We start from the raw sequence: 26989 nt of genomic DNA, 5'->3' as shown, positions 1-26989 counted from the left end.
GAGCGGGCATGTTCTATTTACAATTAAAAAGTACAAACCATGAAGCGCTCCACCTGTTAAGGTGACAACCCAAGGGATTCAGCCCTTGCAGTCGATTTAATTACTTCTGGATGGGTAATCAAACCTCGGCATTACGTCCCCTCGATCATTTATTAGTGGTTCCAGTCCCTAAAATGACTTACCTGAGTAATGCGCCTCTTCGTTTTGCAACTTCTGTTACGAAATCAGCACTATATAGGATTAACGATTTTATTAATTGTGTCAATAGGTTAAAAGTTAAAAATTATTTGGTTGTAATAAAGTGAAATTGAAAGATTTATAGCTCTCGTTCAAACAATTCAATAATGGTCTGATATAATTTTTTTACTGTACATTCTTTAGTTGGTGTACTAAAGATTGTATCATCACCAGCAATTGAACCTAAAATACCTTCCGATTTACCAATTGAGTCTAGTAATCGAGCAATGAGTTGAGCTGCGCCTGGGCTAGTACGTATCACCACCATTGAACTATTGAAATCAATATCAATCACTAAATTTTTTAATGGGCTACTAGTTGTTGGTACGCTTATTTCTGCAGGTAAACAATAGACCATTTCGGATTTTGCATTTCTGGTTCTTACCGCACCAAATTTGGTTAGCATACGTGAAACTTTTGATTGATTAATGTTATCAAATCCTTGTTCTTGTAACGCTTGTACGATTTCTACTTGTGAACTAAACTTCTCTTGACGAAGCATCTCTTTAAATGTTTTTGTGAGATTAGCTTGTTTCATAATGTTCCTTGGCTTCTAATTTGTTACTCTTTACTACTAATAAATGTTGTTATAAGACTCATAATAAAGTCTAATTGATATTTAAACCAAAATAACTACTACCAATTTTAATGTATCAGTAGCAATTATTATATATATAATTATGCGTAAAATAGCATAAAATTAAAGTGTTGATTTAATAGCATCCTTCGGTCTATAAGATTTCACTATTTGGTCATAGGTTTCAATATAAGGTCCTTCTAGTAGTTGTATACAATAAGGGATACTAGCAAATATGCCACTCACAATAACATTACCTTGATCATCTTTAACACCCTCAAGTGTTTCTTTAATTGATTTTGGCCTTCCAGGTAGGTTGATGATTAGACATTTTTTGCGAATAACACCAACTTGCCTAGATAAAATAGCAGTTGGTACAAAATGTAAACTGATCTGACGCATCTGTTCGCCGTAACCAGGCATTACACGATCAGCGATTGCTAATGTTGCATCTGGGGTTACGTCTCTAGTCGCAGGGCCTGTACCACCAGTAGTTAAAATTAAATGGCAATGTTGATTATCAACAAGTTCGCATAATGTTTTTTCAATAACAACTTGCTCATCTGGAATAATATGGTTTTCGGTTGTAAATGGTGTTTTCAGTGCTGTTTGTAACCATGATATTAATGATGGTATGCCCTCATCTTGGTAAATACCACTTGATGCTCTATCTGATACTGAAACTAATCCAATCTTAAACATGATACTTATTCCTTAAGCAATAACTTAGACGCAGATTGATAATTAAAGATACGTTATTAGTATTTAATTAATAATATGTGTTCTATTTTAGAAATTATAATTTTATTTATATTGATATAAATAAAATTAAACTAAAAAGGTTTTTACAATGATTGATTATATTGTCGATTCATTAAACATGATATCATATTATTAAAATAACAATTGATTCACTTAGGATATATTCATGCCATCAATTCCTGCACTTGAGTTAATCTCACTCAAAAAAATTTATAAAAATGGTATAGAAGCATTAAAAGGTATCGATTTAACTGTACAAGCTGGTGATTTTTATGCTTTGCTAGGACCAAATGGTGCTGGTAAATCAACAACTATAGGTATTATTAGTTCATTAGTGACTAAAACTTGTGGGCAAGTAAAAATCTTTGGCTACGACTTAGATACCGATATTGTAAATGCCAAAAGACAATTAGGAATTGTACCGCAAGAATTCAATTTTAATCAATTTGAAGAAGTGTTACAAATAGTCACTAATCAAGGTGGTTATTATGGATTGCCCCGAAAAATTGCATTAGAGCGAGCCGAAAAATATTTGCGAGTTTTAGATTTGTGGGATAAACGCCATAGTCGAGCTAATATGCTATCAGGTGGAATGAAAAGGCGATTAATGATAGCCAGAGCTCTCGTGCATGAACCTAAATTATTAATTCTTGATGAGCCGACAGCAGGCGTTGATATTGAATTACGCCGTTCTATGTGGGATTTTTTACGTGAAATCAATCGTCAAGGTATCACAATTATTTTAACCACACATTATTTAGAAGAGGCAGAAATGCTCTGTAGAAATATTGGTATTATTCAGAGCGGCAAATTGATAGCAAACTCATCAATGCGTGAGCTATTGTCGAAAAGCCAATCTGAAACAATTGTTATTGATTATGTGGCGACGCCTAAGCAGATTGAGTTAAATGGCTATAATTATTCCGATGTTGAGCCTGGTATGTTGGAAGTGAAAGTAGATAAACAAAATGGATTAAATCAATTATTTGAACAATTAAATAAACAAAATATTAAAGTAATCAGCGTACGAAATAAAGCGAATCGATTAGAAGAGTTATTTGTTGAGCTGTTGCATAGTGATACTAAACAAAAAGGTGGCATTAATGAATAATTTATATTGGATTGCCTTAAAAAGTATTTGGCGTAAAGAAGTAACCCGATTTTTAAGAATTTGGATCCAGACCTTAATTCCACCTGTTATTACCATGTCGCTTTATTTTATTATCTTTGGTAATTTAATTGGCTCTCGTGTTGGTGACATGGGTGGTTTTAGCTATATGGAATTTATTGTGCCAGGCTTAATAATGATGTCAGTAATTACTAATTCCTATACGAATGTTTGTTCATCCTTTTTTAGTGCTAAATTTCAACGTAATATTGAAGAAATATTGGTGGCACCAGTACCAACAAATATTCTTATTCTAGGATATGTCGGTGGAGGTGTGATGCGCGGTATTTTAACGGGTGTTTTGGTTACTATCGTATCGCTATTTTTTGTTCGCTTTGATGTACATTCTTGGTTGTTTGTTATTTTTACATTGCTATTGACCTCGATTTTATTTTCATTAGCAGGTCTACTCAATGCAGTATTTGCCAAAACGTTTGATGATATAAGTATTATTCCAACATTTGTGTTAACACCATTAACTTATCTTGGTGGTGTTTTTTACTCAATTACTGTGTTACCAACTTTTTGGCAATGGGTATCGAAAATTAATCCCATCGTTTATATGATTAACGGTTTTCGTTATGGATTTTTGGGCGTGTCAGACGTGCCGTTATGGATCACTTTTTCAATGCTAATTTTATTTGTGACTGTACTTTATGTAATTGCATGGCGACTGATTGATAGAGGGCTAGGATTGAGAAGTTAATTAAAGTTAGGAAACAGTAATTAACCGCCGATTATTGTATCGGCGGAATAATATTAGCTACTGTGCACCAGCAACAGCTTCCTTAGCCATTTCAGTGATTTTAGAAAAATCACCTTTTGCTATGGCATCCGTTGGAATAAACCAAGTTCCACCAACACATAGTACATTATTAAGTGCCAAATAATCACGGTAGTTTTTAGGATTCACACCGCCTGTAGGGCAAAACTTCATGTATCCGCAAGGTCCAGAAAATGCCTTTAATGCTGCAACTCCGCCATTGATTTCAGCTGGGAAGAATTTTAATGCCGTTAAACCATATTCTTGGGCTTTTAATAATTCAGAAATAGTTGCAATACCAGGAATAACAGGGATAGGGCCTGCAACTGCCGCTTCTAAAATAGCATCGGTAATTCCTGGTGTAATAACAAACTCTACACCAGCTTCAGTAACCTGTTTTAGTTGTTCAACACTAGTTACTGTTCCTGCTCCTACAATTGCTTCAGGAACTTCTTTGATGATTTTCTTAATTGCTTCAATCGCACAAGCTGTTCTTAACGTTACTTCCAGTACCTTCACCCCGCCAGCAATGAGAGCTCTAGCTAGTGGTACAGCATCCTCAATTCGTTCAATAACGATAACTGGAACCACTGGTCCCATAGTTAAAATTTCTTCAGCACTTCGTTTCCATTGTTTCATTTGTATCTACCCATACCTTATTGATACTTAAATAAAGCAATAATCCCTAATAAATAGGGATTATTTTGTTATTCATAAATACCTAATTTCTTTTCTAAATAATGAATATTTGTGCCGCCTTTTTGGAAACCTTTATCGTTCATAATATCAATATGAAGATCAATATTGGTTTTGATCCCATCAATAACCAGTTCGGCTAACGCATTTTTCATACGTGCTATGGCGACTTCACGTGTTTCACCATAAGCAATTAATTTACCAATCATTGAGTCATAGTAAGGTGGGACACTATAACCAGCATAAATATGCGATTCCCAACGAATGCCGAAGCCACCTGGTGCATGGAAGCGAGTGATTTTTCCTGGTGATGGCATAAAAGATTTAGGATCTTCAGCATTAATTCTACATTCAATCGCATGACCTTTAATTTCAATATCACTTTGTTTAATTGAAAGTGGTTTGCCGGCTGCAATTAAAATTTGTTCCCTAATTAGATCAACTCCGGTTATCATTTCAGTAACAGGATGTTCTACTTGAATACGGGTATTCATTTCAATGAAATAAAATTCGCCATTTTCAAATAAAAATTCGAATGTGCCAGCTCCTCGGTAGCCAATCTCGATACATGCATTAACGCAACGCTCACCGATGAATTTACGCATTTTAGGTGTAATACCAACAGCAGGAGCTTCTTCAACAACTTTCTGATGTCGTCTTTGCATTGAGCAGTCTCGTTCACCTAAATAAACTGCATTTCCTTGACCATCAGAAAGTACTTGGATTTCAATATGACGTGGATTTTCAAGGAATTTTTCCATGTAAACCATATCATTGTTGAAAGCAGTTTTGGCCTCTAACTTGGTCATTTTGATAGATTGTTCAAGATCATTTTCTTCACGAACAATACGCATGCCTCGTCCGCCACCGCCACCAGAAGCTTTAATAATAACAGGATAGCCGATTTGCTTGGCAATTTGTTTATTAATTTCAATATCACTACTTAGAGGGCCATCTGAACCAGGTACACAAGGAACCCCTGCTTTTTTCATGGCGTGAATTGCTGATACTTTATCTCCCATAAGGCGAATAGTATCAGGTTTAGGACCAACAAAAATAAATCCAGATCGTTCAACTTGCTCAGCAAAATCTGCATTTTCAGATAAGAAACCATAACCTGGATGAATAGCCGCTGATCCGGTTACTTCCGCAGCTGAAATTAATGCGGGAACATTAAGGTAACTTTTTACCGAAGCTGCTGAGCCAATACAGACGGTTTCATCTGCAAGTAATACATGTTTTAAGTCTTTATCTGCCGTAGAGTGAACGGCGACAGTTTTTATTCCAAGTTCTTTACATGCTCGTAAGATACGTAGAGCTATTTCTCCACGATTCGCAATAAGAATTTTATCAAGCATATTCAATCTCTTAATCGTATTGTCAATAATAAATTCAGATTATTCAATAATGAATAGTGGCTGATCAAATTCAACTGGTTGACCATTTTCAACCAATATGGCTTTTATTGTACCAGCTTTTTCTGATTCAATTTGGTTCATCATTTTCATCGCTTCAACGATGCAAAGCACATCGCCAACATTTACTGTTTGGCCAATTTCAACAAAAGCTTTTGATTCTGGGCTAGGTGTACGATAAAAAGTTCCAACCATTGGGGATTTAATTGTTGTACCATCAGTTACCACATTATCAGTTACAACTTCTGTTTGAACGGTTGGAGCAACTACAACAGGAGCTGGTTGAGGAATTTGAATATTTTGTACTGGCGCAGAATAGTTTGTAGTAGGAGCTGCTCGACTAATTCGAACTGATTCCTCACCTTCAGAAATTTCAAGCTCTGAAATACCTGACTCTTCAACTAATTCAATTAACTTTTTAATTTTGCGTATATCCATGAATTACACCGTGTTTATTTGATATAAGTAACAATTATTTAAATGCATCCTTATTATCGACTAAAGCTGTTTTTTAGTCGGTAATAAAGTTGTAACTCAACATTAACGCGGAAGAATACACTGTAAAACAGATTTTGTCATTATATATCTCCTTTACAATCACTTGTTATACTATTTTCTAGGTATTATTTTATAATTGCGATACAATATCGACCGTTAATTACTATTGAGATTTGCTATGGTTTGAAAGGATTAAATAATACTCCATTTAGCCTTGATAAATTTGAAATATTTATTTTTTGATTCCATGGTGGTTTTTAATACTGAAATATACTTAAACAAGATTAATTCTAGGAAGAGTTTTTATTATGTTCAAAAAAGTTCGTGGCTTGTTTTCAAATGATTTATCAATCGATTTAGGTACAGCAAATACACTTATTTATGTAAAAGGGCAAGGTATAGTATTAAACGAACCTTCTGTTGTAGCGATTCGCCAAGATCATCGCACAGGTACTCCAAAAAGTGTTGCTGCTGTTGGGCATGCTGCGAAACTAATGTTAGGGCGAACACCAGGTAATATAGCAGCCATTAGACCGATGAAAGATGGCGTTATTGCTGATTTTTCTGTTACTGAAAAAATGTTACAGCACTTTATCCGTCAAGTTCATAGCCATAGTTTTTTAAGACCAAGTCCTCGCGTACTTGTTTGTGTTCCTGTAGGTGCTACACAAGTTGAACGTCGAGCTATCCGAGAGTCAGCCTTAGGTGCAGGTGCTCGTGAAGTGTATTTAATTGAAGAGCCAATGGCAGCTGCTATAGGTGCTGATTTACCTGTATCTGCGCCTACTGGTTCAATGGTTGTTGATATTGGTGGTGGAACTACCGAAGTAGCTGTCATTTCACTAAATGGTGTTGTTTATTCTGCATCAGCTCGTATTGGTGGTGACCGATTTGATGAAGCGATTATTAACTACGTTCGTCGCAATTATGGCGCTTTAATTGGCGAGGCAACAGCCGAAAAAATCAAACATTTTATTGGTAGTGCTTATCCTGGTGATGAAGTTCTCGAAATTGAAGTGCGTGGACGAAATCTTGCTGAAGGTGTGCCGCGTAGCTTTACCTTAAACTCTAATGAAATTTTAGAAGCATTACAAGAGCCATTAAGCGGTATTGTTAGTGCGGTAAAAGTTGCATTAGAGCAGTGCCCTCCTGAGCTTGCTTCTGATATTTCAGAACATGGTATGGTTTTAACCGGTGGTGGTGCTCTATTACGTAATATTGATAAGTTATTATCGGCTGAAACAGGTATTCATGTAGTAGTGGCTGAAGATCCATTAACGTGCGTTGCCAGAGGTGGCGGCAAGGCGTTAGATATGGTTGATATGCATGGTGGTGATCTATTTAGTGAAGAGTAATTAATAAGTTATTGTTGATTAGTTTTATTTTGATAAAACAATAAGTAAGCATGCATATCATATTTTCCCCGCCGACAATCGTGTCGGCGGAGTCATATTTTGAAATAATTAGATCTTGAGCTTTAAACAGGTAAGTACCGGCAATGAAATTACTTTTTTCTAAACGCTCCCCTCTTAGTGTACAATTATTTACTTCTCTGGCGTTAGCCTTGGTTCTAATTGTATTAGATATCAATTATCGTCCATTTAAAGAAATTCGTTATTATTTAGATACCCTTATTTCTCCTCTATATTATGTTTCCAATGCACCAAAGTCGTCGTTTGATTCTCTTTACGAGATGTCCAAAACACGAGAAACATTAATAAATGAAAATGCAAATTTGCATGCAGACTTATTACAACACAAAAACGATTTATTGTTACTTGAGCATTTAAAACATGAAAATGATAGACTTCGTGAATTGTTAGGTTCTCCTTTAAGGCATGATGAACAGAAGATGGCAGCACAAGTATTGCTTATAGACACTGATCCTTATGTTTATCAATTTGTTGTAAATAAAGGTAAACAAGATGGTGTTTATGTTGGGCAACCTGTCGTTGATGAAAAAGGGATTGTAGGGCAAATTTATGAAACAGCTCAATCAACTAGTCGTGCAATTTTATTGTGCGATTATCAACATGCGATACCAGTACAAGTATTAAGAAACGATATTGGCATGGTTGCTGTGGGAAACGGGTGTAGTAATGATTTAACATTAGAATTTATGCCTAATAACGTTGATATAAAAGTCGGTGATATTTTAGTTACTTCAGGGCTTGATGGTCGTTTTCCTGAAGGATATCCGGTAGCCGTAGTTAGTTCAGTAAAACTTGATATTACAGATTCAACCCCAATTATTTCAGCAACGCCGACAGCGGATTTGAAGCGTTTACGTTATTTATTGTTATTGTGGGGAAATCAAGGAGTAAAACATGAGGGGTCGTAATCGAATAATAATTATTTGGATAACGCTATTAATAGGCTTATGTTTACAAATCATTCCATGGTCTCCATCATATAGTATATTTAAACCACATATACTGATCTTAATTTTTGCTTATTGGTTGATAGCGCTTCCTCATCGAGTTGGGATTGGTACTGCTTTTGTTTTTGGAACTATAATGGATCTATGTACTGGTTCTATTTTAGGAATCCATGCCTTTATTTATTCATTTATTGCTTATTTATTTGTTTTTAAATTCCAATTGATACGTAATTTAGCGTTATGGCAACAGTCGTTTATCATCTTTGGGATATCGATATGTTATAATTTACTGGTATTTTTATTTCAAGTCTGTATTTATCATACTATAACAATATCGCCATTGATTTTTATATCAAGCTGTATAGATAGTCTATTATGGATTGGTATCTATTTATTTTTACGACTAATAAGACGAAGCTTTGCTATCAATTAAAAGGAAATCTATGTCTGTTGAATTATTAATGAATGTAACGCCATCTGAAACTCGAGTTGCTTATATCGAAGATGGTGTATTGCAAGAAATCCATGTTGATCGTGAGTCTAGACGCGGTATTGTTGGGAATATTTATAAAGGTAAGATAATTCGTATTTTGCCTGGCATGCAAGCCGCTTTTGTAGATATTGGTCTTGATAAAGCTGCCTTTTTGCATGCATCAGATATTATGCCTCATACTGAGTGCGTATCAGATACAGAGCAAGAACAATTTCAAGTAAAAGATATCTCCGAACTTGTTCGCCAAGGACAAGACTTAATGGTACAAGTGGTTAAAGATCCATTGGGAACTAAAGGAGCTAGGCTTACAACTGATATTACTTTGCCATCACGTTATTTGGTATTAATGCCGGGATCAAATTCTGCGCATGTAGCCACATCACAACGCATAGAAAGTGAACAAGAACGTGAAAGGTTAAAAAATATTGTTGAGCAATATGTGACAACAGAAGCTGGTTTTATTGTTAGAACGGCCGCAGAAGGGGCAAGTGCGCATGAGTTAGAACAAGATGCCAATTTTTTAAAACGACTTTGGACTAAAATTCAAGAACGCATGGCTCGCCCAGTAAGTAAGAATCTAGTTTATGGGGAATTGGCATTATCCCAACGTGTATTGCGCGATTTTGTTGGTGATCCAATTGAACGAATTTTAGTAGATTCAAAATTAACTTATGATTTATTGGTTGAATTTACAAAAGAATTTATGCCTGAAGTAACCAATAAATTATCTCTTTATCGTGGTAATATTCCTATTTTCGATCTTTATGATACCGAAAATGAGATTCAAAGGGCATTAGATCGTAAAGTTAAATTAAAGTCTGGTGGGTATTTAATTATTGATCAAACCGAAGCAATGACTACTATTGATATCAATACTGGTGCATTTGTAGGTCATCGAAATTTAGAAGAAACGATTTTTAATACTAATATTGAGGCAACAATAGCGATTGCCCGTCAATTACGTTTGCGTAATTTGGGGGGCATTATTATTATTGATTTTATTGATATGCAAGAAGATTTGCATCGTGAACGGGTGTTACAATCGCTCCATGATTCTTTATCTAAAGATAGAGCTAGAACAACTGTTAATTTATTTTCGAGTTTAGGTTTAGTCGAAATGACCCGTAAGCGAACACGTGAAAGTATAGGGCATATTCTGTGTGAAGAATGTCCAGCATGTAAAGGTCGTGGTATGGTCAAATCGGTAGAAACAGTTTGCAACGAAATATTACGTGATATAGTTCGTGTTTATAAAGCGCATCATTCAGAATACTTTTTGGTCTATGCTTCGGCTGCGGTGGCTAATGCTTTAACTAATGATGAGTCCCATGCTTTAGCTGAAGTTGAGGTGTTTGTGGGTAAACGTGTTGAAGTAAAAGTTGAACCACTTTATATTCAAGAACAATATGATGTTGTATTAATGTAGAAGCAATATCTTGTAAAAAAGTTTCAGGTAACTATACGTTTCAGTATAAAAATGATGAAAGTTAAATAATTATTATGATCAACTAGTTATAATCGATTATCAAAAAACTTCTGTTAACAATTAGAATTTAAGGAATTTATGATAGTAACTCAAGTGAGTGAACGACTGCTCAACCCAAATAATCTAAACCAACAAGATCTTTCGCATTTGCTTGATATGTTGAGCTCAAGGAAAATTGATTTTGGTGATTTGTATTTTCTATCTGGTTATTATGAAAACTGGTTACTTGAAGATGGTATTATAAAAAATGCCTCATTTCATCGTGACCAAGGAGTTGGTGTTAGAGCCGTTGTTGGCGAAAAAACAGGGTTTGCTTATACTGATCAGCTTTCATTAGCGCGGTTAGAACAAAGTATATTCGCAGCAAATTCAATCACTAAAATACAAACACCTATCAAAGTGACGCCATTTAAATCTGCTCAAACAGTATCTATATACTCGTCAATCAACCCGATCAATTCTTTTTCTAAAGAACAGAAAATTGAATTGTTGCAACAAATTGACCACTTAGCACGTTCAATCGATCCTAGAGTTATTGAAGTTTCAGCTAGTTTGACTGGAAGTTATGAAGATATTTTAATAGCCGCAACTGATGGTACATTAAAAGCTGACATCCGTCCTTTGGTGCGTTTATCCGTTTCAGTTTTGGTTGAAAAAGAGGGTAGACGTGAGCGAGGAAGTAGTGGAGGCGGTGGTCGATTTGGGTATGAATATTTTTTAACAATCAACCCAAAAACATCAGAAAGTTATGCTGACAGCTATGCCCGAGAAGCCGTGCGTCAAGCACTCGTTTCTCTTTCTGCTAAAGCTGCGCCAGCAGGAACAATGCCTGTTGTTTTAGGTGCTGGTTGGCCTGGAGTTTTGTTACATGAGGCTGTAGGTCATGGCTTAGAAGGCGATTTCAATCGTAAAAATAGTTCAGTTTTTTCTGGGAAAATTGGTGAACAAGTCACCTCAGAAGTTTGCACTATTGTTGATGATGGTACAATTGAAAACCGTCGAGGCTCACTATCTATTGATGACGAAGGTACTCCAAGCCAAAAAACAGTGCTTATTGAAAATGGTATTTTAAAAGGTTATATGTTTGATAAGCTCAACGCAAAATTGATGAATACATGTTCAACTGGTAATGGTCGTCGTGAAGGATATGCATACTTACCTATGCCAAGAATGACCAATACCTATATGTTGGCAGGAAATTCTTCTTTTGACGATATCATTAGTAGCGTCGATTATGGTCTTTATGCACCTAATTTTGCTGGTGGACAAGTAGATATCACCTCTGGTAAGTTTGTGTTTTCAACTTCAGAAGCTTACTTGATTGAAAAGGGAAAAATAACAACTCCAGTTAAAGGTGCAACATTAATTGGTTCAGGTATAGAAACTATGCAGCAAATATCTATGGTAGGTAATGATTTAGCATTAGATTCTGGTGTGGGTGTTTGTGGTAAAGCAGGGCAGAGCGTACCTGTTGGGGTTGGGCAACCCACTTTAAAAGTGGATAATTTAACCGTTGGTGGTACCATTAACCACTAATAATAATACATCAATGGGATTTAAAAATAGATGGAAACAATAATTACACTTTATCATGCGTTTGTTAATTTGGACATTGCAACGCTTTCAAACCCTAATGTGCTATGGACACTATATGGGATGTTGTTTGTCATTATTCTTTTAGAAAATGGCGTTTTACCAGCGGCTTTTTTACCTGGAGACAGTCTATTATTCTTAACTGGTGTGTTAATTAGCCAAAATGTATTCCATTTTGGTTTAATTAATTTTATTTTAATTGCTGGCGCTGCTTTAGGTACTTGGTTAGGTTATGCTCAAGGACTTTGGCTTGGCAATACTAAGCTTGTCCAAGGTTGGATGGCACATATACCTGAAAAATATCATCATAAATCTGAAGTATTATTCCATAAGTATGGATTACAAGCGCTATTTATTGGGCGATTTATTGCTTTTGTACGTACATTATTACCGATGATGGCTGGATTATCAGGACTACATAGTCGAAAATTCCATATTTATAATATAATCAGTGCTACATTATGGATTTTCTTGATTGTGACATTAGGTTACCTATTTGGATTATCACCAGTTTTCAAAGAGTATGAAAAGCAGATCATGTCTTTATTAATGCTAATACCTGTTTTGTTGTTGGTGTTAGGGTTAATTTTTTCAATTTTTCTTGCTGTTAAGCGCTCTTTAAGCAATAAAAAGCAATCTAAAATTGGATTAAACGATAACAAGAAGTAGAAGGTGAAATTAACCGATAAGCCGGGTTCTGTCGTGGACAATCATTCCTCTAGGCTAATACTCACGCATTAGCTCAAGCAGTCTACCCGGATTCAACGCGGGCCACGCCAATGAATCCCTATTTGACCTTGCTCCGAGTGGAGTTTACCGTGCCACAACTGTTACCAGTTGCGCGGTGTGCTCTTACCACACCCTTTCACCCTTACCTGATCTTATAAAATAAGCCATCGGCGGTTTACTCTCTGTTGCACTAGTCGTGAATTTTCGCTCTCGCCAAAATCCCCCAGGCGTTACCTGGCACTCTGCCCTATGGAGCCCGGACTTTCCTCCCCTTTGTTTGTTTCTTTATAAAAACAACAAAGCAGCGATTGTCTGGTTAATTTCGTTGATGAGTATAACCTAAAGCGCAATATTGTCCAGAGATGTCTTTTCTTTAGGAAATAGATGACTGAAATTTAAACATGAGTAAAGTAATGTAATTCCAAAGGATTTAAATAACAAATTCTTAGCACATCTTGGTGATGTGCTATAAAACAAGATAATTTATTACCATTTTTTCTGTCGTTGGTTTTCATTATAATTGAACCATGTTACTACCCCTTTAGACATAATAATATCAAGCTTTCCTTCAATAATATTGTATTGCGTTTCGCCAATTAACATATGACTTGTTGAGCTCTTTTTAGTGTATTGATATGTCCACTGTGTTTCGTTGCTATTGATAGTGGTTTTTGTTGTTGGCTCACCAAATAAGGACAAAATCTGAGCTTCAGTTGATGACCCTTCAACAATTTTGCTTACTTTTGCGTTATTAAGCGGTGTGCCTTGCTCAACAAGATTTTTTTGTGTACATGCTGATAAAGCAAGTATAGAACAAAGGATGAGCAGAAATTTCTTAATATTTTTCATGATATAGTTGCCTATTGTGTTAATTTGTAGTTTATATGAAATGTGAATTGATAATAGCATATGTTTTATAACGTTCAAGATAGGGCAACTGAAGGTATAATTAAAAAATTTAATTCTTTAGTGCTGTACTTTTTTAGGAGATAGTTACATCTTCTCTATACCATTCACTAAATTTTATTTCCTTTTTTTAATTTATCTTAGTTTATAACCATAAGTATCTATGTTATTCTTTCCTACCCAATACAAGAGAGAATTTGATAGTTTAATTCGTTTTAGTATTTATTTTAATCGATTTTGAGTGGTAGCATTTAATTAACTATCAACTAATGAATAAGCTGTTTGGCTTTTATGCCAAATACATACAGATATTAAAGATTTTATAACAATTTATTAATAAACCGAAAAAGATAGTTAGTGTTATTATATAAGCTGCGATATACTTTAACGCTAGTAAAATTTAGTTGCTATGGAATAACCAATGGAAAAACAGTTTCAATTAACAAATAGTAAAGAGATTATTGCTTATTTAGCTCAACAGTTCCCAAATTGTTTTACCCTTGAAGGTGAGGCAAAGCCATTAAAGATTGGAATTTTTCAAGATATTATTTCTCGTTTATATGGTAATGACGAACTTAGTAAAACTAAACTCCGTGCCGCACTGCGCTCATACACAATGAGTTGGCGTTACTTATATAGTATAAAAGAAGGAGCCAATCGTGTTGATTTAGATGGCAATCCTACTGAGGTTATTAGCCAAGAACAGATAGATCATGCGCAACAACAGTTGAAAGAGAGCAAAGAAAAAGCTAAAGAGCGTTTTAAAGAACGTGAAAAAGAAAAACGTAAAGCTACTCGGATGCTTCCTAAAAAAGCTAAGGCTTTAAAAATTGGTGATTTTGTTAAAGTCATAGTAGGTAATAAACCTATAAAAGTACAAGTCATTAATATTGAAAAAGAGCATATTAAGGTAAAGGTTGGTGCAGGTATGGAGTTAACGGTCAAACCTGAACATATTATCAATAGGTAGAGAGTTTGAATGAATAAATTACTCAATGGTATTATTACACTTAGCCTTATTTTTGGTATTTTTAGCCAAAATGTTCAGGCAAAACCGCAAGCTAATGAACAAATACCAGTTCTAAAGCAAGATGATATCCACCAAGTTGTTGCTAAGCGTGTAACGAATTTTTTTACTCAATCACATTATCGTAATTTTTCCTTGGATGGTGCTTTTTCAGCTCAGATTTTTGATCGCTATTTCAAATTATTGGATGGCAGTAAATCCATTTTTATTCAAAGTGATGTTGATGGTTTTCGAAATAGACAAGAGTCTTTAGGTCAAGAATTAATCGATGGTAATTTAAAGACGGCTTATGATATTTACAATCTTTTTTTGAAAAAACGTTATGACCGTTATCAATATGCTCTTGAAGTTTTACAACGGCCTATGGATTTTTCTGCCAATGATGAAATTGATTTTAATCGTGAAGAAATTGCTTGGCCGACATCAGAAAACGAACTTAATGTTTATTGGGATAAGCGTGTTAAATATGATGAATTGAGTTTATCCTTATCAGGAAAAAATGAAAAAGAGATCCGTAAAGTTTTAAGTAAACGTTACAATCGCGTTTTGAAAACGATAATGCAATCAAATAATGAAGATGCCTTTCAAGTATTTATGAATGCATTTGCCAGAGAAATTGATCCTCACACTAGTTATTTGGCACCACGTAAAAAACGAGATTTTGATTCCGAAATGAGTTTATCATTTGAAGGCATTGGTGCAACATTAAGCCAGCAAGATGACTATACTGTGATTATGTCTTTTGTAACAGGCGGACCTGCTGAAAAGAGTAAGTTACTTACCATCGGGGATAGGATTATTGGAGTAGGCCAAAGTAATTCTGGAATTGAAGATGTTATTGGGTGGCGCTTGGATGATATTGTCGATAAAATTCGTGGACCTAAAGGTACTGTTGTAAGATTGGAAATTTTACCTGCTGGTAATAATAGTAAGGCAAAAGTAATTGAGCTCACTCGTGATAAGATTCATTTTGAAGATAGAGAAGCGAAATTAAATATTATCGATAATCCACGTGGTAAAGTTGGCGTTATTGAAATACCAAGTTTCTATATGGGATTAACGGAAAAAGTTGAAGGACTCTTATCAAAAGCAAATAAAGAAAATTTGCAAGGTTTAGTTATTGATTTACGTGATAATGGCGGTGGTTCGTTAACCGAAGTTATCAATTTAACTGGCTTATTCATTGATACTGGACCAGTTGTTCAAGTACGTGATAATTTACAAAAAATTATCACGTACAATGATAAGAATAAAGGTATCGAATACACCGGGCCACTTGTTGTTATGATTAATCGTTATAGTGCATCAGCATCCGAAATATTTTCTGCGGCTATGCAAGATTATGGGCGAGCATTAATAGTTGGTGAAACCACTTATGGTAAGGGAACCGTCCAAACTTCTCGTAACATCTCTTATCCAGTTGATGCAAGACTACATCCAAGTTGGCCTGAACTTGGCGGAGCTCAATATACTATTCAGAAGTTTTATCGTATCAATGGTGGTAGCACACAATTAAAAGGCGTTGAGCCAGATATTGAAATGAATAAAGTTAAGTATGTTGATGAAACGGGAGAGCGTTTTTTAGATAACGCATTACCGTGGGATAAAATACCGTCCGCCGATTATTTGACTCTTGCCAATATTAAGCCATTGTTGCCTGACTTAGAATCACAACATTTGTCTAGAATTTCACATAATCCTGAATTTATGTATATTGATGAAGATATTAAACGATTTAATGATAAAAAAGATCGTCAATACATTGTTTCACTTAATAAGAAAAAACGAGAATCAGAACAAAAAAATAATGAGGAACGTGATTTAAAAAGAACTAATGCACGTTTAAATAAGGTAGGTTTACCATCAATTACTAAATTAGATGATTTACCAAAAAATTATAAAAAACCTGATGCTTACTTAGATGAATCTATCGAGATACTTCTTGATTTTGCACCTAAGTATCCCAAAATCAAAGGCAATAACCCTATTAAAGAGGTTATTACGTTTGATTTACCAATCGAGAAAGCTAATAAATAATTGGAGATAACATAATGGATTCAAATTTAAAATATGCTTTAATCACAACTATTGCTGTGTTAGCTGTTTTGGCAACATTTGGTTTTATTGTTTGTGTGAATTAAAAAGCTTGATTAATTAGTTGGTGATCATTATAGTATGCAACCTACTTTTGAAAAGTGGGTTCTAATGAGGTGAGGTGTCCGAGTGGTTGAAGGAGCACGCCTGGAAAGTGTGTATACGGCAACGTATCAAGGGTTCGAATCCCTTCCTCACCGCCATATTGAGTCATTAAAAGATGGGACCATTAGTTCATAACGCTATAAAACTAGCTATCTAGATTATTTTAATAGTTCGTAATTTATAGTTGTTATTTAAAATGACAAACAACACCTTCCTCTCCTAAATCATTTGGAGTTATTATGGAAAACTTACGCACAGTTCAAGACTTTATACGCTGGACAGCATCACAACTTAGTCTATCAGATGTCTTTTTAGGTCATGGTACAGATAATCCTATTGATGAGTCTAAACAATTAGTTTTAGCAACGTTAGGATTATCGTTGTTTATTCCTGAAGAATTTTATTCCGCAAATCTAACTAATGATGAAAAAAATCAAATTATTGATATTATTCAAAAGCGAATAAAAGATCGTGTACCAACCCCTTATTTAACTAACCAAGCTTGGTTTTGTGGACATGCTTTTTATGTTGATGAACGTGTATTAATTCCTCGTTCTCCTATTGGTGAACTAATTGATAACCATTTTGAGCAAATAATATTAACTGAACCTAAAAATATTTTAGATCTATGTACTGGTAGTGGCTGTATAGGGATTGCTTGTGCTTATGAGTTTGCTGATGCTCAAGTTGATATAACTGATATTTCCTTAGAAGCATTAGATATCGCCAAAACAAATATTGAAATGCACGAAATGGATTTTCAAGTTACTCCTATTTTGTCAGATCTATTTGATGATGTGCCAGAAAAACAATACGATCTGATTGTCACTAATCCGCCTTATGTTGATAGTGAAGATATGAGTGATTTGCCAGACGAGTTTTTATATGAACCTAAATTAGCATTAGAAGCAGGCTTTGATGGTTTAGATCTGGTAAAAAAAATTTTACGAGATGCGATAAATTATTTAACACCAGAAGGAGTATTAGTTTGTGAAGTTGGTAATAGTTGGGTTAGCTTACAACAACAATATCTCGATGTCCCTTTTAATTGGATAGAATTTGAACGTGGTGGGTTGGGTGTGTTTTCTATCACACGTGAAGAACTGATCCAATATCATTATTGTTTTAAATAAGCTGTTTTTAATCATTGGAATAAATTTATTATGGCTGGAAACTCAATCGGAAAATTATTCAAAGTAACCACATTTGGTGAATCACACGGTGTAGCATTAGGGTGTGTTGTCGATGGTGTTCCTCCTGGACTTGCGTTAACAGAATCAGACATGCAAATTGATCTTGAACGTCGTAGACCTGGCTCATCTCGTTATACAACTCAACGCCGAGAAGCTGATCAAGTTAAAATTTTGTCAGGCGTATTTGAAGGAGTTACAACAGGGACGAGTATTGGTTTACTTATTGAAAATACCGATCAACGTTCTCAAGATTATAGTAAAATTAAAGATATCTTCAGACCAAGCCATGCAGATTACACTTATCAAAATAAATATGGTATACGAGATTATCGTGGTGGCGGTCGCTCCTCTGCTCGTGAAACGGCTATGAGAGTTGCTGCCGGCGCTATTGCAAAAAAATATCTACATGAAAAGCTTGGCATTACTATTCGTGGTTATTTGGCTCAAATGGGCGATGTAAATTGTGAATTGAAAGACTGGCAACAAGTTGAACGCAATCCATTTTTTTGTGCAGATGAAAGTAAATTAGATGCGCTTGAACAGTTGCTTCGGTCACTAAAAAAAGAGGGTGACTCAATAGGTGCGAAAGTTTGCATTGTTGCTGAGAATATTCCAGTAGGACTTGGCGAACCTGTATTTGATAAACTAGATGCTGATCTTGCGCATGCACTAATGAGTATTAATGCTGTGAAAGGTGTAGAAATTGGTGATGGTTTTGCTGTTGTTAATAAACGTGGTAGCGAAAATCGTGATGAAATAACACCTAAGGGCTTTTTATCCAATCATGCTGGTGGGATTTTAGGTGGTATTAGTTCAGGACAAACCATATCAGCCAGCATAGCACTTAAACCCACACCTAGTATAGAAATTCCTGGTCAATCAGTTAATATTTTGGGTGAAAGCGTTGAAGTATCTACACATGGTCGACATGATCCATGTGTTGGCATTCGAGCTGTACCAATTGCTGAAGCAATGGTTGCTATTGTGCTGATGGATCACTACCTTCGTTATCGGGCTCAATGTGGTGATGTCAATAAATTATGAGTTATGATCTGCTTATTTTACTTTTTCTGATTGCTGCTTTGGCCGGTTTTATTGACTCCATTGCTGGCGGAGGTGGTTTATTAACTGTCCCTGCATTGCTTGCTGTTGGACTACCACCAGCTAGTGCATTGGCAACCAATAAATTGCAAAGTTGCGGTGGTTCGTTTTCTGCTAGCCTATATTTTATTCGGCAGCATATGGTGGATTTGAAACAACAAAAATGGGCAATCGTTTTTGCTTTTGTTGGTTCAGCAATTGGTACATTATCGGTGATGCGTATCCAAGCTGATTTTTTAAAATTATTATTACCTATTTTAACTATTAGTGTTGGTTTTTATTTTTTACTTTCTCCAACTATTGGAGAAAACGACCGTAACAGTTGCCTTTCATTTATTCAATTCGCATTAATTCCTGCCTTTGGTATAGGTTTTTATGATGGTTTTTTTGGTCCTGGTGCTGGTTCATTTTATGCGTTAGCTTATATCACGTTAGCAGGTTTTAATTTAACTAAAGCGACTGCACATACCAAAGTACTAAACTTTACCTCAAATTTGGCCGGCTTGCTGTTTTTTATTATAGGGGGAGAAGTAATATGGTCAATTGGATTGGTTATGCTAGTTGGTCAATTTATAGGAGCAAGGCTTGGAGCTAAAATGGTCATCGCCAAAGGTCGTAAATTAATTCGACCAATGTTAATTACTGTTTCGACCCTTATGAGTATAAAATTAATTTACGAAAACTTTTTTTAGATACTTATAAGCCAGATAATTCACATTTTTTTACCTAAAATATCTAAAGTAATTTTATTATCAATCCTACTGCTTCTCATTTGTACTTTTCATAATTCATTTATATTAAATTTTTTGTCAAAAACTTTCAGGTAACTATATGTTTGAGTATAAAATAGCAATAAGTATTTACTTCACTTAAATATTATTTAGTATATATTTGTGTTATATAAGATAGTTTGTGTTAACACGTCAACCGATATTATGAAACTTCAACAATTGCGTTATATTTTAGAAATTGCACGTTCTGGCTCAATAAATGAAGCCGCTAAGAATTTATATATTACTCAGCCAAGCTTATCAACAGCGGTGAAAGATCTAGAAGCTGAATTTGGTATTGAGATTTTTGTGCGCAGTTCTAAAGGAGTTTCACTTTCACCTGATGGCGTTGAGTTTTTAGGTTATGCCAAACAAGTTCTAGATCAAGCTGAGCTATTGGAACAGCACTACTCAAAAAAAGAACCCTCTAAGCAGTTATGTAGTATATCTACTCAGCATTACGCTTTTGCGGTTAATGCTTTTGTTAATTTAATTAAAAATAATCAAACAGATGAGTATGAGTTTACGCTTCGGGAAACTAAAACACATGATATCATCACCGATGTTGCTAATTTACGTAGTGAAGTTGGTATCTTGTATTTGAATGATTTTAATCAAAAAGTGATTTTACGGTTACTGAAAGAACATAGATTAACCTTTAATCCACTTTTTGAAGCTAATCCTCATGTATTTATTAGTACTCATCATCCATTATCATCCATGAAGTTATTAACTTTAGATGATTTAGAGGATTACCCTTATCTCTCTTTTGAGCAGGGAGAATATAACTCATTTTATTTTTCTGAAGAAATTTTAAGTACGGTTTATCATAAAAAGAGTATACACGTCAGTGATAGAGCAACCTTATTTAACTTATTGCATGGACTTAATGGTTATACCATTAGCACAGGGGTTTTAAGTGCAGACTTAAACGGATCTGATATTTTATCAATACCGTTAGATGTAGAAGAAAAAATTCTAATAGGTTGGATTACATCACAAAAGGCTCAACTAAGCTTATCTGCTCAAAATTATATTGAGGCGCTAAAAAAACTAATTCAAGAAGAGTATGGTTTTGAGCTTAAGTAAATACTGCTGTTAACTAAATAAATCAAATTGCTATTTTTATAAATTTAAGTATAATTACATAACTCATATATTCACTATATGGATACCGAGGAATGTCTGAATTAGAGATCGGTCATTCCATTTTTTATATTTATTTTAAGAGGTTTATTATGTCTCTAACTGTAGAAGCTAAAGCGAAAATCGTTGCCGAATATGGTCGTGGCACTAACGACACTGGTTCAACAGAGGTTCAAGTTGCTCTTTTAACTGCACGTATTAATGATTTACAAGGTCATTTTTCTGAGCATAAAAAAGATCACCATAGCCGTCGCGGTCTATTACGTATGGTGTCTAGCCGTCGTAAATTATTAGATTATTTACGTCGTAAAGATATTGAACGTTATAACCAATTGATTAAAAAACTAGGTTTACGTCGCTAATTGACAATCTACTTGAAAAGAGGCTTAGGCCTCTTTTTCGTTGTGAAAAATCGATGCTCTGATATAATATTGAGCATTAAAAGTTATTATTTTAAGTAAGCCAACAAAGTAAAGATTATATCTCATGTTTCGCGCGACTAATGAGAGCTCTATAATTTATAGATTTGTCATTAGTCGTGACAGTGAAATAATCTTTTTGTTGTATATATCCCCACATTGTTGAAGAGAGTATCAATAAGCGTAGCGTAATGTTGCGTCCTGTCGAAATATCAAACTTCAACATAACAGATAACAAGAGGACATTATTTTGTTTAATCCGACATGTCAAAAATTTCAATATGGTCGTCATACTGTGACTTTAGAAACTGGTATTATGGCTCGTCAAGCAACCGCAGCTGTTATGGTTAATATGGATGATACCGCTGTATTTGTCACGGTTGTTGCAAATAAAAAAGTAAAAGAAGGTCAAGACTTCTTCCCATTAACAGTTAATTACCAAGAACGTACTTATGCTGCAGGGCGTATTCCTGGAGGATTCTTTAAACGTGAAGGTCGTCCAAGTGAAGGTGAAACTCTAATTGCACGTTTAATCGACCGCCCGCTTCGTCCATTATTTCCTGAAGGATTTGTTAATGAAATCCAAATTATTGCAACCGTTGTTTCAGTTAATCCCGAAGTGAGTCCTGACCTAGTTGCAATGATTGGTGCTTCTGCTGCACTTTGCTTATCAGGTGTTCCATTCCACGGCCCTATTGGTGCTGCACGTGTTGGCTTTATTAATAATGAATTTGTATTAAATCCATCAGTAAAAGAGCTTACAGCCAGTCGTCTAGACTTAGTTGTTGCGGGCACAAAAAGTGCAGTATTAATGGTTGAATCTGAAGCTGATTTACTCACTGAAGATCAAATGTTAGCAGCGGTGGTATTTGGCCATGAACAACAACAAGTTGTTATTGATAATATTAACGAATTTGTAGAAAAAGCCAATTGTGAAAAATGGGATTGGGTAGCACCGGCTAAAAATGAAGTGCTATATAACGCCATTGTTGAACTAGCTAAAGATCGTTTGGGCGAAGCTTATCGTATTACTGAAAAACAAGCACGTTATGCTCAAATTGATTTAATTAAAGAAGAAGTTTTAGCTGTACTAAAAGAGCAAAATGACGAACTCGATGAAAACGAAGTGATTAATATTATTGTTGAGTTGGAAAGTCAAATTGTTCGTAAGCGTGTTATTGCTGGTGAACCGCGTATTGATGGTCGTGAAAAAGATATGATTCGTGCACTTGATATCCGTACTAATGTCTTACCAAGAACTCATGGTAGTGCACTGTTTACACGTGGTGAAACTCAGGCACTAGTTACTGCAACATTAGGTACAGAGCGTGACGCACAAATCATTGATGAGTTAACTGGTGAATATACTGAACGGTTCTTACTTCATTACAATTTTCCTCCATACTCTGTTGGCGAAACAGGTATGGTTGGCTCACCAAAACGCCGAGAAATTGGTCATGGTCGCCTAGCTAAACGAGGTGTTGCGGCGGTAATGCCAAGCCGTGAAGAATTTCCATATACTGTTCGAGTAGTGTCTGAAATTACTGAGTCAAATGGTTCATCTTCAATGGCTTCTGTTTGTGGTGCTTCACTTGCTCTTATGGATGCAGGAGTACCAATCAAATCATCTGTTGCTGGTATTGCAATGGGATTAGTAAAAGAAGGTGATCAGTTTGTCGTATTATCAGATATTCTTGGTGACGAAGACCACCTTGGTGATATGGACTTTAAAGTAGCAGGTACACGCGAAGGTGTAAGTGCATTGCAAATGGATATCAAAATTGAAGGTATAACCAAAGAAATTATGCAAGTAGCACTTAATCAAGCTAAAGGTGCTCGTTTACATATTTTAGGTGTAATGGAACAAGCAATTAATAAGCCTCGCCAAGAAATTTCAGAATTTGCACCACGTATTTATACAATGAATGTAAATCCTGACAAAATTCGCGATATTATCGGTAAAGGTGGCGCAACAATTCGGGCTTTAACTGAAGAAACAGGAACAACTATTGAAATTACTGATGATGGTACCGTTAAGATTGCAGCTTCAGATGGTAATAAAGCCAAAGATGCCATGGCACGTATTACTAACTTAGTTGCTGATGTCGAAATTGGTAAAATTTATACAGGTAAAGTGACAAGAATCGTAGATTTTGGTGCTTTCGTATCGGTTATTGGTGGTAAAGAAGGACTTGTTCATGTATCTCAAATTGCCGATCATCGAGTAGAAAAAGTGGCTGATTATCTAAAAGTAGGTCAAGAAGTAAATGTTAAAGTACTAGAAATTGATCGCCAAGGTAGAATCCGTTTGAGTATGAAAGATGCTGTCGAACCTACAGCAGACGTTACTTCAACAGCAGAATAAAATTATTATTCATTAGGGGATAAAAATGGGATTATTCAACCTGAGAACTGTATGCTGCATTTTGCTAGCTGTTATTCTTTTGTCAGGTTGTTCTAATTCTCAACCTTTGTTAGCTGTTCCTGAGCAAGTTTCATATGATGATGAGTTAAAAATTGCTCAGCTCAGCCAACAGCTATCACAAAAAGGCCTTGATACTGGAACGCGAATGCAACTCATATTTGAGCGAGGTATTGCCTATGATTCATTGGGTTTTAAAGCCTTTGCTCAAAGCGATTTTTCCTATTTGTTGAGCTTAAATCCTGAAGTTCCTGACATTTACAACTTTCTAGGAACTTATGCATTAAGAGATGGTGATTTTGATACAGCTTTGATGTCATTTAATACTACATTAGAGCTTGATCCCGCTTATACTTATGCGTATTTGAATCGTGCTATTACGTTGTATCGTACAGGCCATTATCAAGCCGCAGAGCGTGATGCATTACGATTTTATCAGTATGATGTGAATGAACCTATTAGAATTCTATGGCTTTATTTGATTGAAAAAGAAAATGATAATAAAGCCGCCAAAATTGAGCTACAAAAACGTTATGATCTGATTAATGATAAAACGAGTTATAGTGGCAATATTATTGCATTTTATTTAGGTAAAATTAACGAATCTAAATTAATGCAGAACCTTCAACAAGGTGTAGAGAATAATCGACAATTAGCCGAACGCCTTTGTGAAGCCTACTTTTACTTAGGTAAATATTATCAAAGTAAAGGTGACAACGAACGTGCCAAAATGTTATTTAAATATGCTTTAGCCAATAATATTTATAACTATGTTGAACATCAACAGGCACTTTATGAAATGAAGTTACTTGAAGAAAAAGAAGAGTAACAAGGGTCATGCCAGTTTTAAAAGTGAAAATATTGTTATAGCGTAGTTCTGATTTGCCAAATAATATGTTCTCAACATTAGATAATGTGGTTAGCTTTATCTTAGATATATTAATTAATCTTAGTGTATTTTTTAGATTCGATTTGTTGAGTTAACATAGGCAGTTAGTTATTGGGGTGAGTTGTAAATTTTCAATTTAGTGAGCTGGCATAAATTTATATCTGCTTTCTTTATTTGGTTTAAAAAAATAAGATAAAACTTATATGATATTAGTTAATAATTATCAGGATTTTTACTAAATAAGTGAGTTTATATATTCAAAATTTATAAGCGAGTTTACATGACAAAAGAAGTTTCTTTTATTGATCTTGGTTTATCCGAGGATATTCTTAACGCATTAAATGATCTTGGTTTTAGCAAACCATCACCAATCCAATCTGAATGTATTCCTCTATTATTAGAGGGGAATGATGTATTGGGTATGGCACAGACAGGTAGTGGCAAAACTGCTGCGTTTTCAATCCCTTTCTTAATGAATATTGACGCAAACTTAAAAGCACCACAACTTTTAGTATTAGCTCCTACACGTGAATTGGCTATACAAGTTGCTGATGCTTGCTCTGAATATTCAAAATATATGAAAGGGGTTAAAGTACTCGCTTTATATGGTGGACAACGCTATGACGTTCAATTACGTGCTTTAAAACAAGGCCCTCAAATTGTAGTTGGTACACCAGGACGTTTGCTTGATCACTTAAATCGTAAAACCTTAGATCTCTCTAATCTTAAGGGATTAGTACTTGATGAAGCAGATGAAATGTTAAGAATGGGCTTTATTGATGATGTTGAAAGCATTATGACAACGATTCCAGATGATCATCAAACAGCTTTATTTTCGGCAACAATGCCAGCACCAATTCGTCGTATTACTAAACGATTTATGCAAAATCCTAAAGAAGTTCAGATCAAAGGTACCAATCAAACGGCACCTGATATTGACCAAAGTTATTGGCTTGTTCGGGGTATGCGTAAAAACGAAGCTATCGTTCGCTTTCTAGAAGCAGAAGATTTTGATGCGGCTATTATTTTTGTTCGAACAAAATCAGCTACTTTAGATGTGGCGGAAGTGCTTGAAAAGCACGGTTATAGTTGTGCTGCATTAAATGGTGATATGACACAACAATTGCGTGAACAAACATTAGATCGTTTACGTAATGGTCGTTTAGATATATTAATCGCAACCGATGTTGCTGCTCGTGGTTTGGATGTTGAGCGTATTAGCTTAGTTATCAATTATGATATCACGTTAGATTCTGAATCTTATGTTCATCGTATTGGACGAACGGGTCGCGCTGGTCGTGCTGGTCGTGCTATTTTATTTGTTGATAGCCGCGAACGTCGTTTACTTAAGAATATAGAGCAAACTATCAAAAAAACAATTCCAGAAGTTGGGTTGCCATCAAAAGAGCTACTTGAACAGCGTCGTTTAGCTAAATTTACTGAGCAAGTCCAGAAACAGCTTGAGAGTAGTGATTTAGATGAGTACCAAAAGTTATTAGCACAAATACAAGCTGATAGTGGAGCCGATCTTGAAACGATTGCAACCGCTTTATTAAAATTAGCACAAGGGGAACGCCCTTTAATTTTGCCACCAGATCCAGTGTTTAAACCATCGCGTGAAATGCGAGATCGGGATAATCGTGGCGGTGAACGCCGTTTACGAGGTGATAATCGTGAATCCCCAAAACGTCGAGAACGACGGGATGTTGGTGATATGGATATGTATCGTATTGAAGTTGGTAAAGAGAACGGTATTGAAGTTCGTCATATTGTGGGGGCAATTGCTAATGAAGCTGATATTAGCAGTCGTTACATTGGTAATATCAAGCTTTATGATACTTATTCGACAGTTGAATTACCAAAAGGTATGCCAAAAGACATACTAAAACATTTTGAAAAAGTAAGAGTACTTAATCAACCAATGAAAATGAGCTTAATCAGTGGAGCAGCGTCTGATACTAAACGAGCTCGTAAAAACAGTAAATCAGATACATCTGATAAACCGTTTGCAAAAAAGCGTAGTCGCCCAACAGCGCCTAAATTCTAATGTATTGACCTCTGCCAAATGGCAGAGGTATCTTTAATCCCTTTTATCTCAACTAACAACATAGTTTAGTAGT

At 35.2% G+C, this 26989-nt stretch carries 25 protein-coding genes, 1 tRNA gene, 1 other RNA gene and 1 riboswitch; of the genes, 20 read left to right on the top strand and 7 right to left on the bottom strand.

Going from position 1 to position 26989, the window contains the following annotated elements; all coding sequences use genetic code 11:
• Positions 1–34: 34 nt before the first annotated feature.
• A riboswitch (Lysine riboswitch) is annotated at positions 35–208 on the bottom strand.
• 108 nt (positions 209–316) lie between these two features.
• Positions 317–775 (bottom strand): transcriptional regulator ArgR, encoded by a 459-nt coding sequence (gene argR / locus A9G44_RS06885; RefSeq protein ID WP_065560627.1) that lies wholly within the window; start codon positions 773–775, stop codon positions 317–319.
• A 162-nt stretch (positions 776–937) separates the two neighbouring features.
• Positions 938–1516 (bottom strand): molybdopterin adenylyltransferase, encoded by a 579-nt coding sequence (mog, locus tag A9G44_RS06880; RefSeq protein ID WP_034909709.1) that lies wholly within the window; start codon positions 1514–1516, stop codon positions 938–940.
• Between the two features lie 226 nt (positions 1517–1742).
• On the opposite strand from mog, the gene A9G44_RS06875 reads away from it, so the two are divergent.
• Together A9G44_RS06875 and A9G44_RS06870 are read left to right on the top strand one after the other, a co-directional pair.
• Positions 1743–2687, top strand: a complete 945-nt coding sequence (locus tag A9G44_RS06875) for an ABC transporter ATP-binding protein (RefSeq protein ID WP_034909707.1) — start codon at positions 1743–1745, stop codon at positions 2685–2687.
• The gene (locus A9G44_RS06870) at positions 2680–3450 is read left to right on the top strand and encodes an ABC transporter permease (RefSeq protein ID WP_065609984.1); all 771 of its coding nucleotides are present in this window, start codon (positions 2680–2682) and stop codon (positions 3448–3450) included. The genes A9G44_RS06875 and A9G44_RS06870 overlap by 8 nt, the downstream gene beginning before the upstream one ends.
• A gap of 57 nt (positions 3451–3507) precedes the next feature.
• Here the strand turns inward: A9G44_RS06870 and A9G44_RS06865 are convergent, their stop codons facing one another.
• The 3 genes from A9G44_RS06865 to accB all read right to left on the bottom strand — a co-directional run bounded on the left by A9G44_RS06865 (position 3508) and on the right by accB (position 6056).
• A complete protein-coding gene (locus A9G44_RS06865; protein WP_034909704.1) occupies positions 3508–4146 on the bottom strand; it encodes a bifunctional 4-hydroxy-2-oxoglutarate aldolase/2-dehydro-3-deoxy-phosphogluconate aldolase in 639 nt (212 codons plus the stop codon).
• Between the two features lie 68 nt (positions 4147–4214).
• Positions 4215–5561: an acetyl-CoA carboxylase biotin carboxylase subunit gene (gene accC / locus A9G44_RS06860; RefSeq protein WP_034909703.1), complete on the bottom strand. Its 1347-nt coding sequence runs from the start codon at positions 5559–5561 to the stop codon at positions 4215–4217.
• A 39-nt stretch (positions 5562–5600) separates the two neighbouring features.
• Positions 5601–6056, bottom strand: a complete 456-nt coding sequence (accB, locus tag A9G44_RS06855) for an acetyl-CoA carboxylase biotin carboxyl carrier protein (protein WP_034909700.1) — start codon at positions 6054–6056, stop codon at positions 5601–5603.
• A gap of 368 nt (positions 6057–6424) precedes the next feature.
• Between accB and A9G44_RS06850 the strand changes: the two genes are divergently transcribed.
• From A9G44_RS06850 to A9G44_RS06825, 6 genes are all read left to right on the top strand, one after another.
• Entirely contained in the window at positions 6425–7471 is a 1047-nt protein-coding gene (locus tag A9G44_RS06850) for a rod shape-determining protein (RefSeq protein ID WP_034909698.1), read from the top strand.
• Between the two features lie 143 nt (positions 7472–7614).
• The gene (mreC, locus tag A9G44_RS06845; RefSeq protein WP_051634110.1) at positions 7615–8457 is read left to right on the top strand and encodes a rod shape-determining protein MreC; all 843 of its coding nucleotides are present in this window, start codon (positions 7615–7617) and stop codon (positions 8455–8457) included.
• The gene (gene mreD, locus A9G44_RS06840; protein WP_034909696.1) at positions 8444–8929 is read left to right on the top strand and encodes a rod shape-determining protein MreD; all 486 of its coding nucleotides are present in this window, start codon (positions 8444–8446) and stop codon (positions 8927–8929) included. Before mreC ends, mreD begins: the two co-directional genes overlap by 14 nt.
• 10 nt (positions 8930–8939) lie before the next feature.
• Positions 8940–10415, top strand: coding sequence for a ribonuclease G (rng, locus tag A9G44_RS06835; RefSeq protein WP_034909694.1), 1476 nt, complete (start codon positions 8940–8942; stop codon positions 10413–10415).
• A gap of 138 nt (positions 10416–10553) precedes the next feature.
• Positions 10554–12011 (top strand): metalloprotease TldD, encoded by a 1458-nt coding sequence (tldD, locus tag A9G44_RS06830; protein WP_034909691.1) that lies wholly within the window; start codon positions 10554–10556, stop codon positions 12009–12011.
• Between the two features lie 30 nt (positions 12012–12041).
• Complete coding sequence (locus A9G44_RS06825) at positions 12042–12737, top strand: DedA family protein (protein WP_034909688.1); 696 nt, start codon at positions 12042–12044, stop codon at positions 12735–12737.
• A gap of 1 nt (position 12738) precedes the next feature.
• Here the strand turns inward: A9G44_RS06825 and rnpB are convergent.
• Together rnpB and bamE are read right to left on the bottom strand one after the other, a co-directional pair.
• An RNA gene (rnpB, locus tag A9G44_RS06820) (RNase P RNA component class A) lies at positions 12739–13121 on the bottom strand.
• A 162-nt stretch (positions 13122–13283) separates the two neighbouring features.
• Entirely contained in the window at positions 13284–13646 is a 363-nt protein-coding gene (bamE, locus tag A9G44_RS06815) for an outer membrane protein assembly factor BamE domain-containing protein (protein ID WP_065574431.1), read from the bottom strand.
• A gap of 478 nt (positions 13647–14124) precedes the next feature.
• On the opposite strand from bamE, the gene proQ reads away from it, so the two are divergent.
• From proQ to A9G44_RS06760, 12 genes are all read left to right on the top strand, one after another.
• The gene (gene proQ / locus A9G44_RS06810) at positions 14125–14673 is read left to right on the top strand and encodes an RNA chaperone ProQ (protein ID WP_065609982.1); all 549 of its coding nucleotides are present in this window, start codon (positions 14125–14127) and stop codon (positions 14671–14673) included.
• 9 nt (positions 14674–14682) lie between these two features.
• Positions 14683–16767 (top strand): carboxy terminal-processing peptidase, encoded by a 2085-nt coding sequence (prc, locus tag A9G44_RS06805; RefSeq protein ID WP_065609981.1) that lies wholly within the window; start codon positions 14683–14685, stop codon positions 16765–16767.
• 14 nt (positions 16768–16781) lie between these two features.
• The gene (gene cydH / locus A9G44_RS13280) at positions 16782–16871 is read left to right on the top strand and encodes a cytochrome bd-I oxidase subunit CydH (RefSeq protein ID WP_141671006.1); all 90 of its coding nucleotides are present in this window, start codon (positions 16782–16784) and stop codon (positions 16869–16871) included.
• A gap of 68 nt (positions 16872–16939) precedes the next feature.
• Positions 16940–17027, top strand: a tRNA-Ser gene (locus A9G44_RS06800).
• 141 nt (positions 17028–17168) lie between these two features.
• Positions 17169–18062 carry a 50S ribosomal protein L3 N(5)-glutamine methyltransferase gene (gene prmB / locus A9G44_RS06795; RefSeq protein ID WP_065609979.1) on the top strand — a complete coding sequence of 298 codons (894 nt, stop codon included), beginning with the start codon at positions 17169–17171 and terminating at the stop codon, positions 18060–18062.
• 30 nt (positions 18063–18092) lie between these two features.
• Positions 18093–19166 (top strand): chorismate synthase, encoded by a 1074-nt coding sequence (aroC, locus tag A9G44_RS06790; protein ID WP_065609977.1) that lies wholly within the window; start codon positions 18093–18095, stop codon positions 19164–19166.
• Entirely contained in the window at positions 19163–19915 is a 753-nt protein-coding gene (locus A9G44_RS06785; RefSeq protein WP_065609975.1) for a TSUP family transporter, read from the top strand. The genes aroC and A9G44_RS06785 overlap by 4 nt, the downstream gene beginning before the upstream one ends.
• A 243-nt stretch (positions 19916–20158) precedes the next feature.
• Positions 20159–21082 (top strand): LysR family transcriptional regulator, encoded by a 924-nt coding sequence (locus A9G44_RS06780; protein ID WP_065609972.1) that lies wholly within the window; start codon positions 20159–20161, stop codon positions 21080–21082.
• A gap of 149 nt (positions 21083–21231) precedes the next feature.
• On the top strand, positions 21232–21501 hold the full coding sequence (gene rpsO, locus A9G44_RS06775) for a 30S ribosomal protein S15 (RefSeq protein ID WP_034909676.1): 270 nt from the start codon (positions 21232–21234) through the stop codon (positions 21499–21501).
• A 307-nt stretch (positions 21502–21808) separates the two neighbouring features.
• Positions 21809–23923: a polyribonucleotide nucleotidyltransferase gene (pnp, locus tag A9G44_RS06770; protein WP_065609971.1), complete on the top strand. Its 2115-nt coding sequence runs from the start codon at positions 21809–21811 to the stop codon at positions 23921–23923.
• A gap of 25 nt (positions 23924–23948) precedes the next feature.
• The gene (gene nlpI / locus A9G44_RS06765) at positions 23949–24809 is read left to right on the top strand and encodes a lipoprotein NlpI (protein WP_034909673.1); all 861 of its coding nucleotides are present in this window, start codon (positions 23949–23951) and stop codon (positions 24807–24809) included.
• A gap of 340 nt (positions 24810–25149) precedes the next feature.
• On the top strand, positions 25150–26916 hold the full coding sequence (locus tag A9G44_RS06760; protein WP_081298286.1) for a DEAD/DEAH family ATP-dependent RNA helicase: 1767 nt from the start codon (positions 25150–25152) through the stop codon (positions 26914–26916).
• Positions 26917–26989 lie beyond the last annotated feature (73 nt).

Source organism: Gilliamella sp. Occ4-3 (assembly GCF_001690675.1).
In the GTDB taxonomy this organism is placed as follows: domain Bacteria; phylum Pseudomonadota; class Gammaproteobacteria; order Enterobacterales; family Orbaceae; genus Gilliamella; species Gilliamella bombi.
Note: the sequence above shows the minus strand (reverse complement) of the source record. Positions and strands in the feature narration are given on the sequence as shown.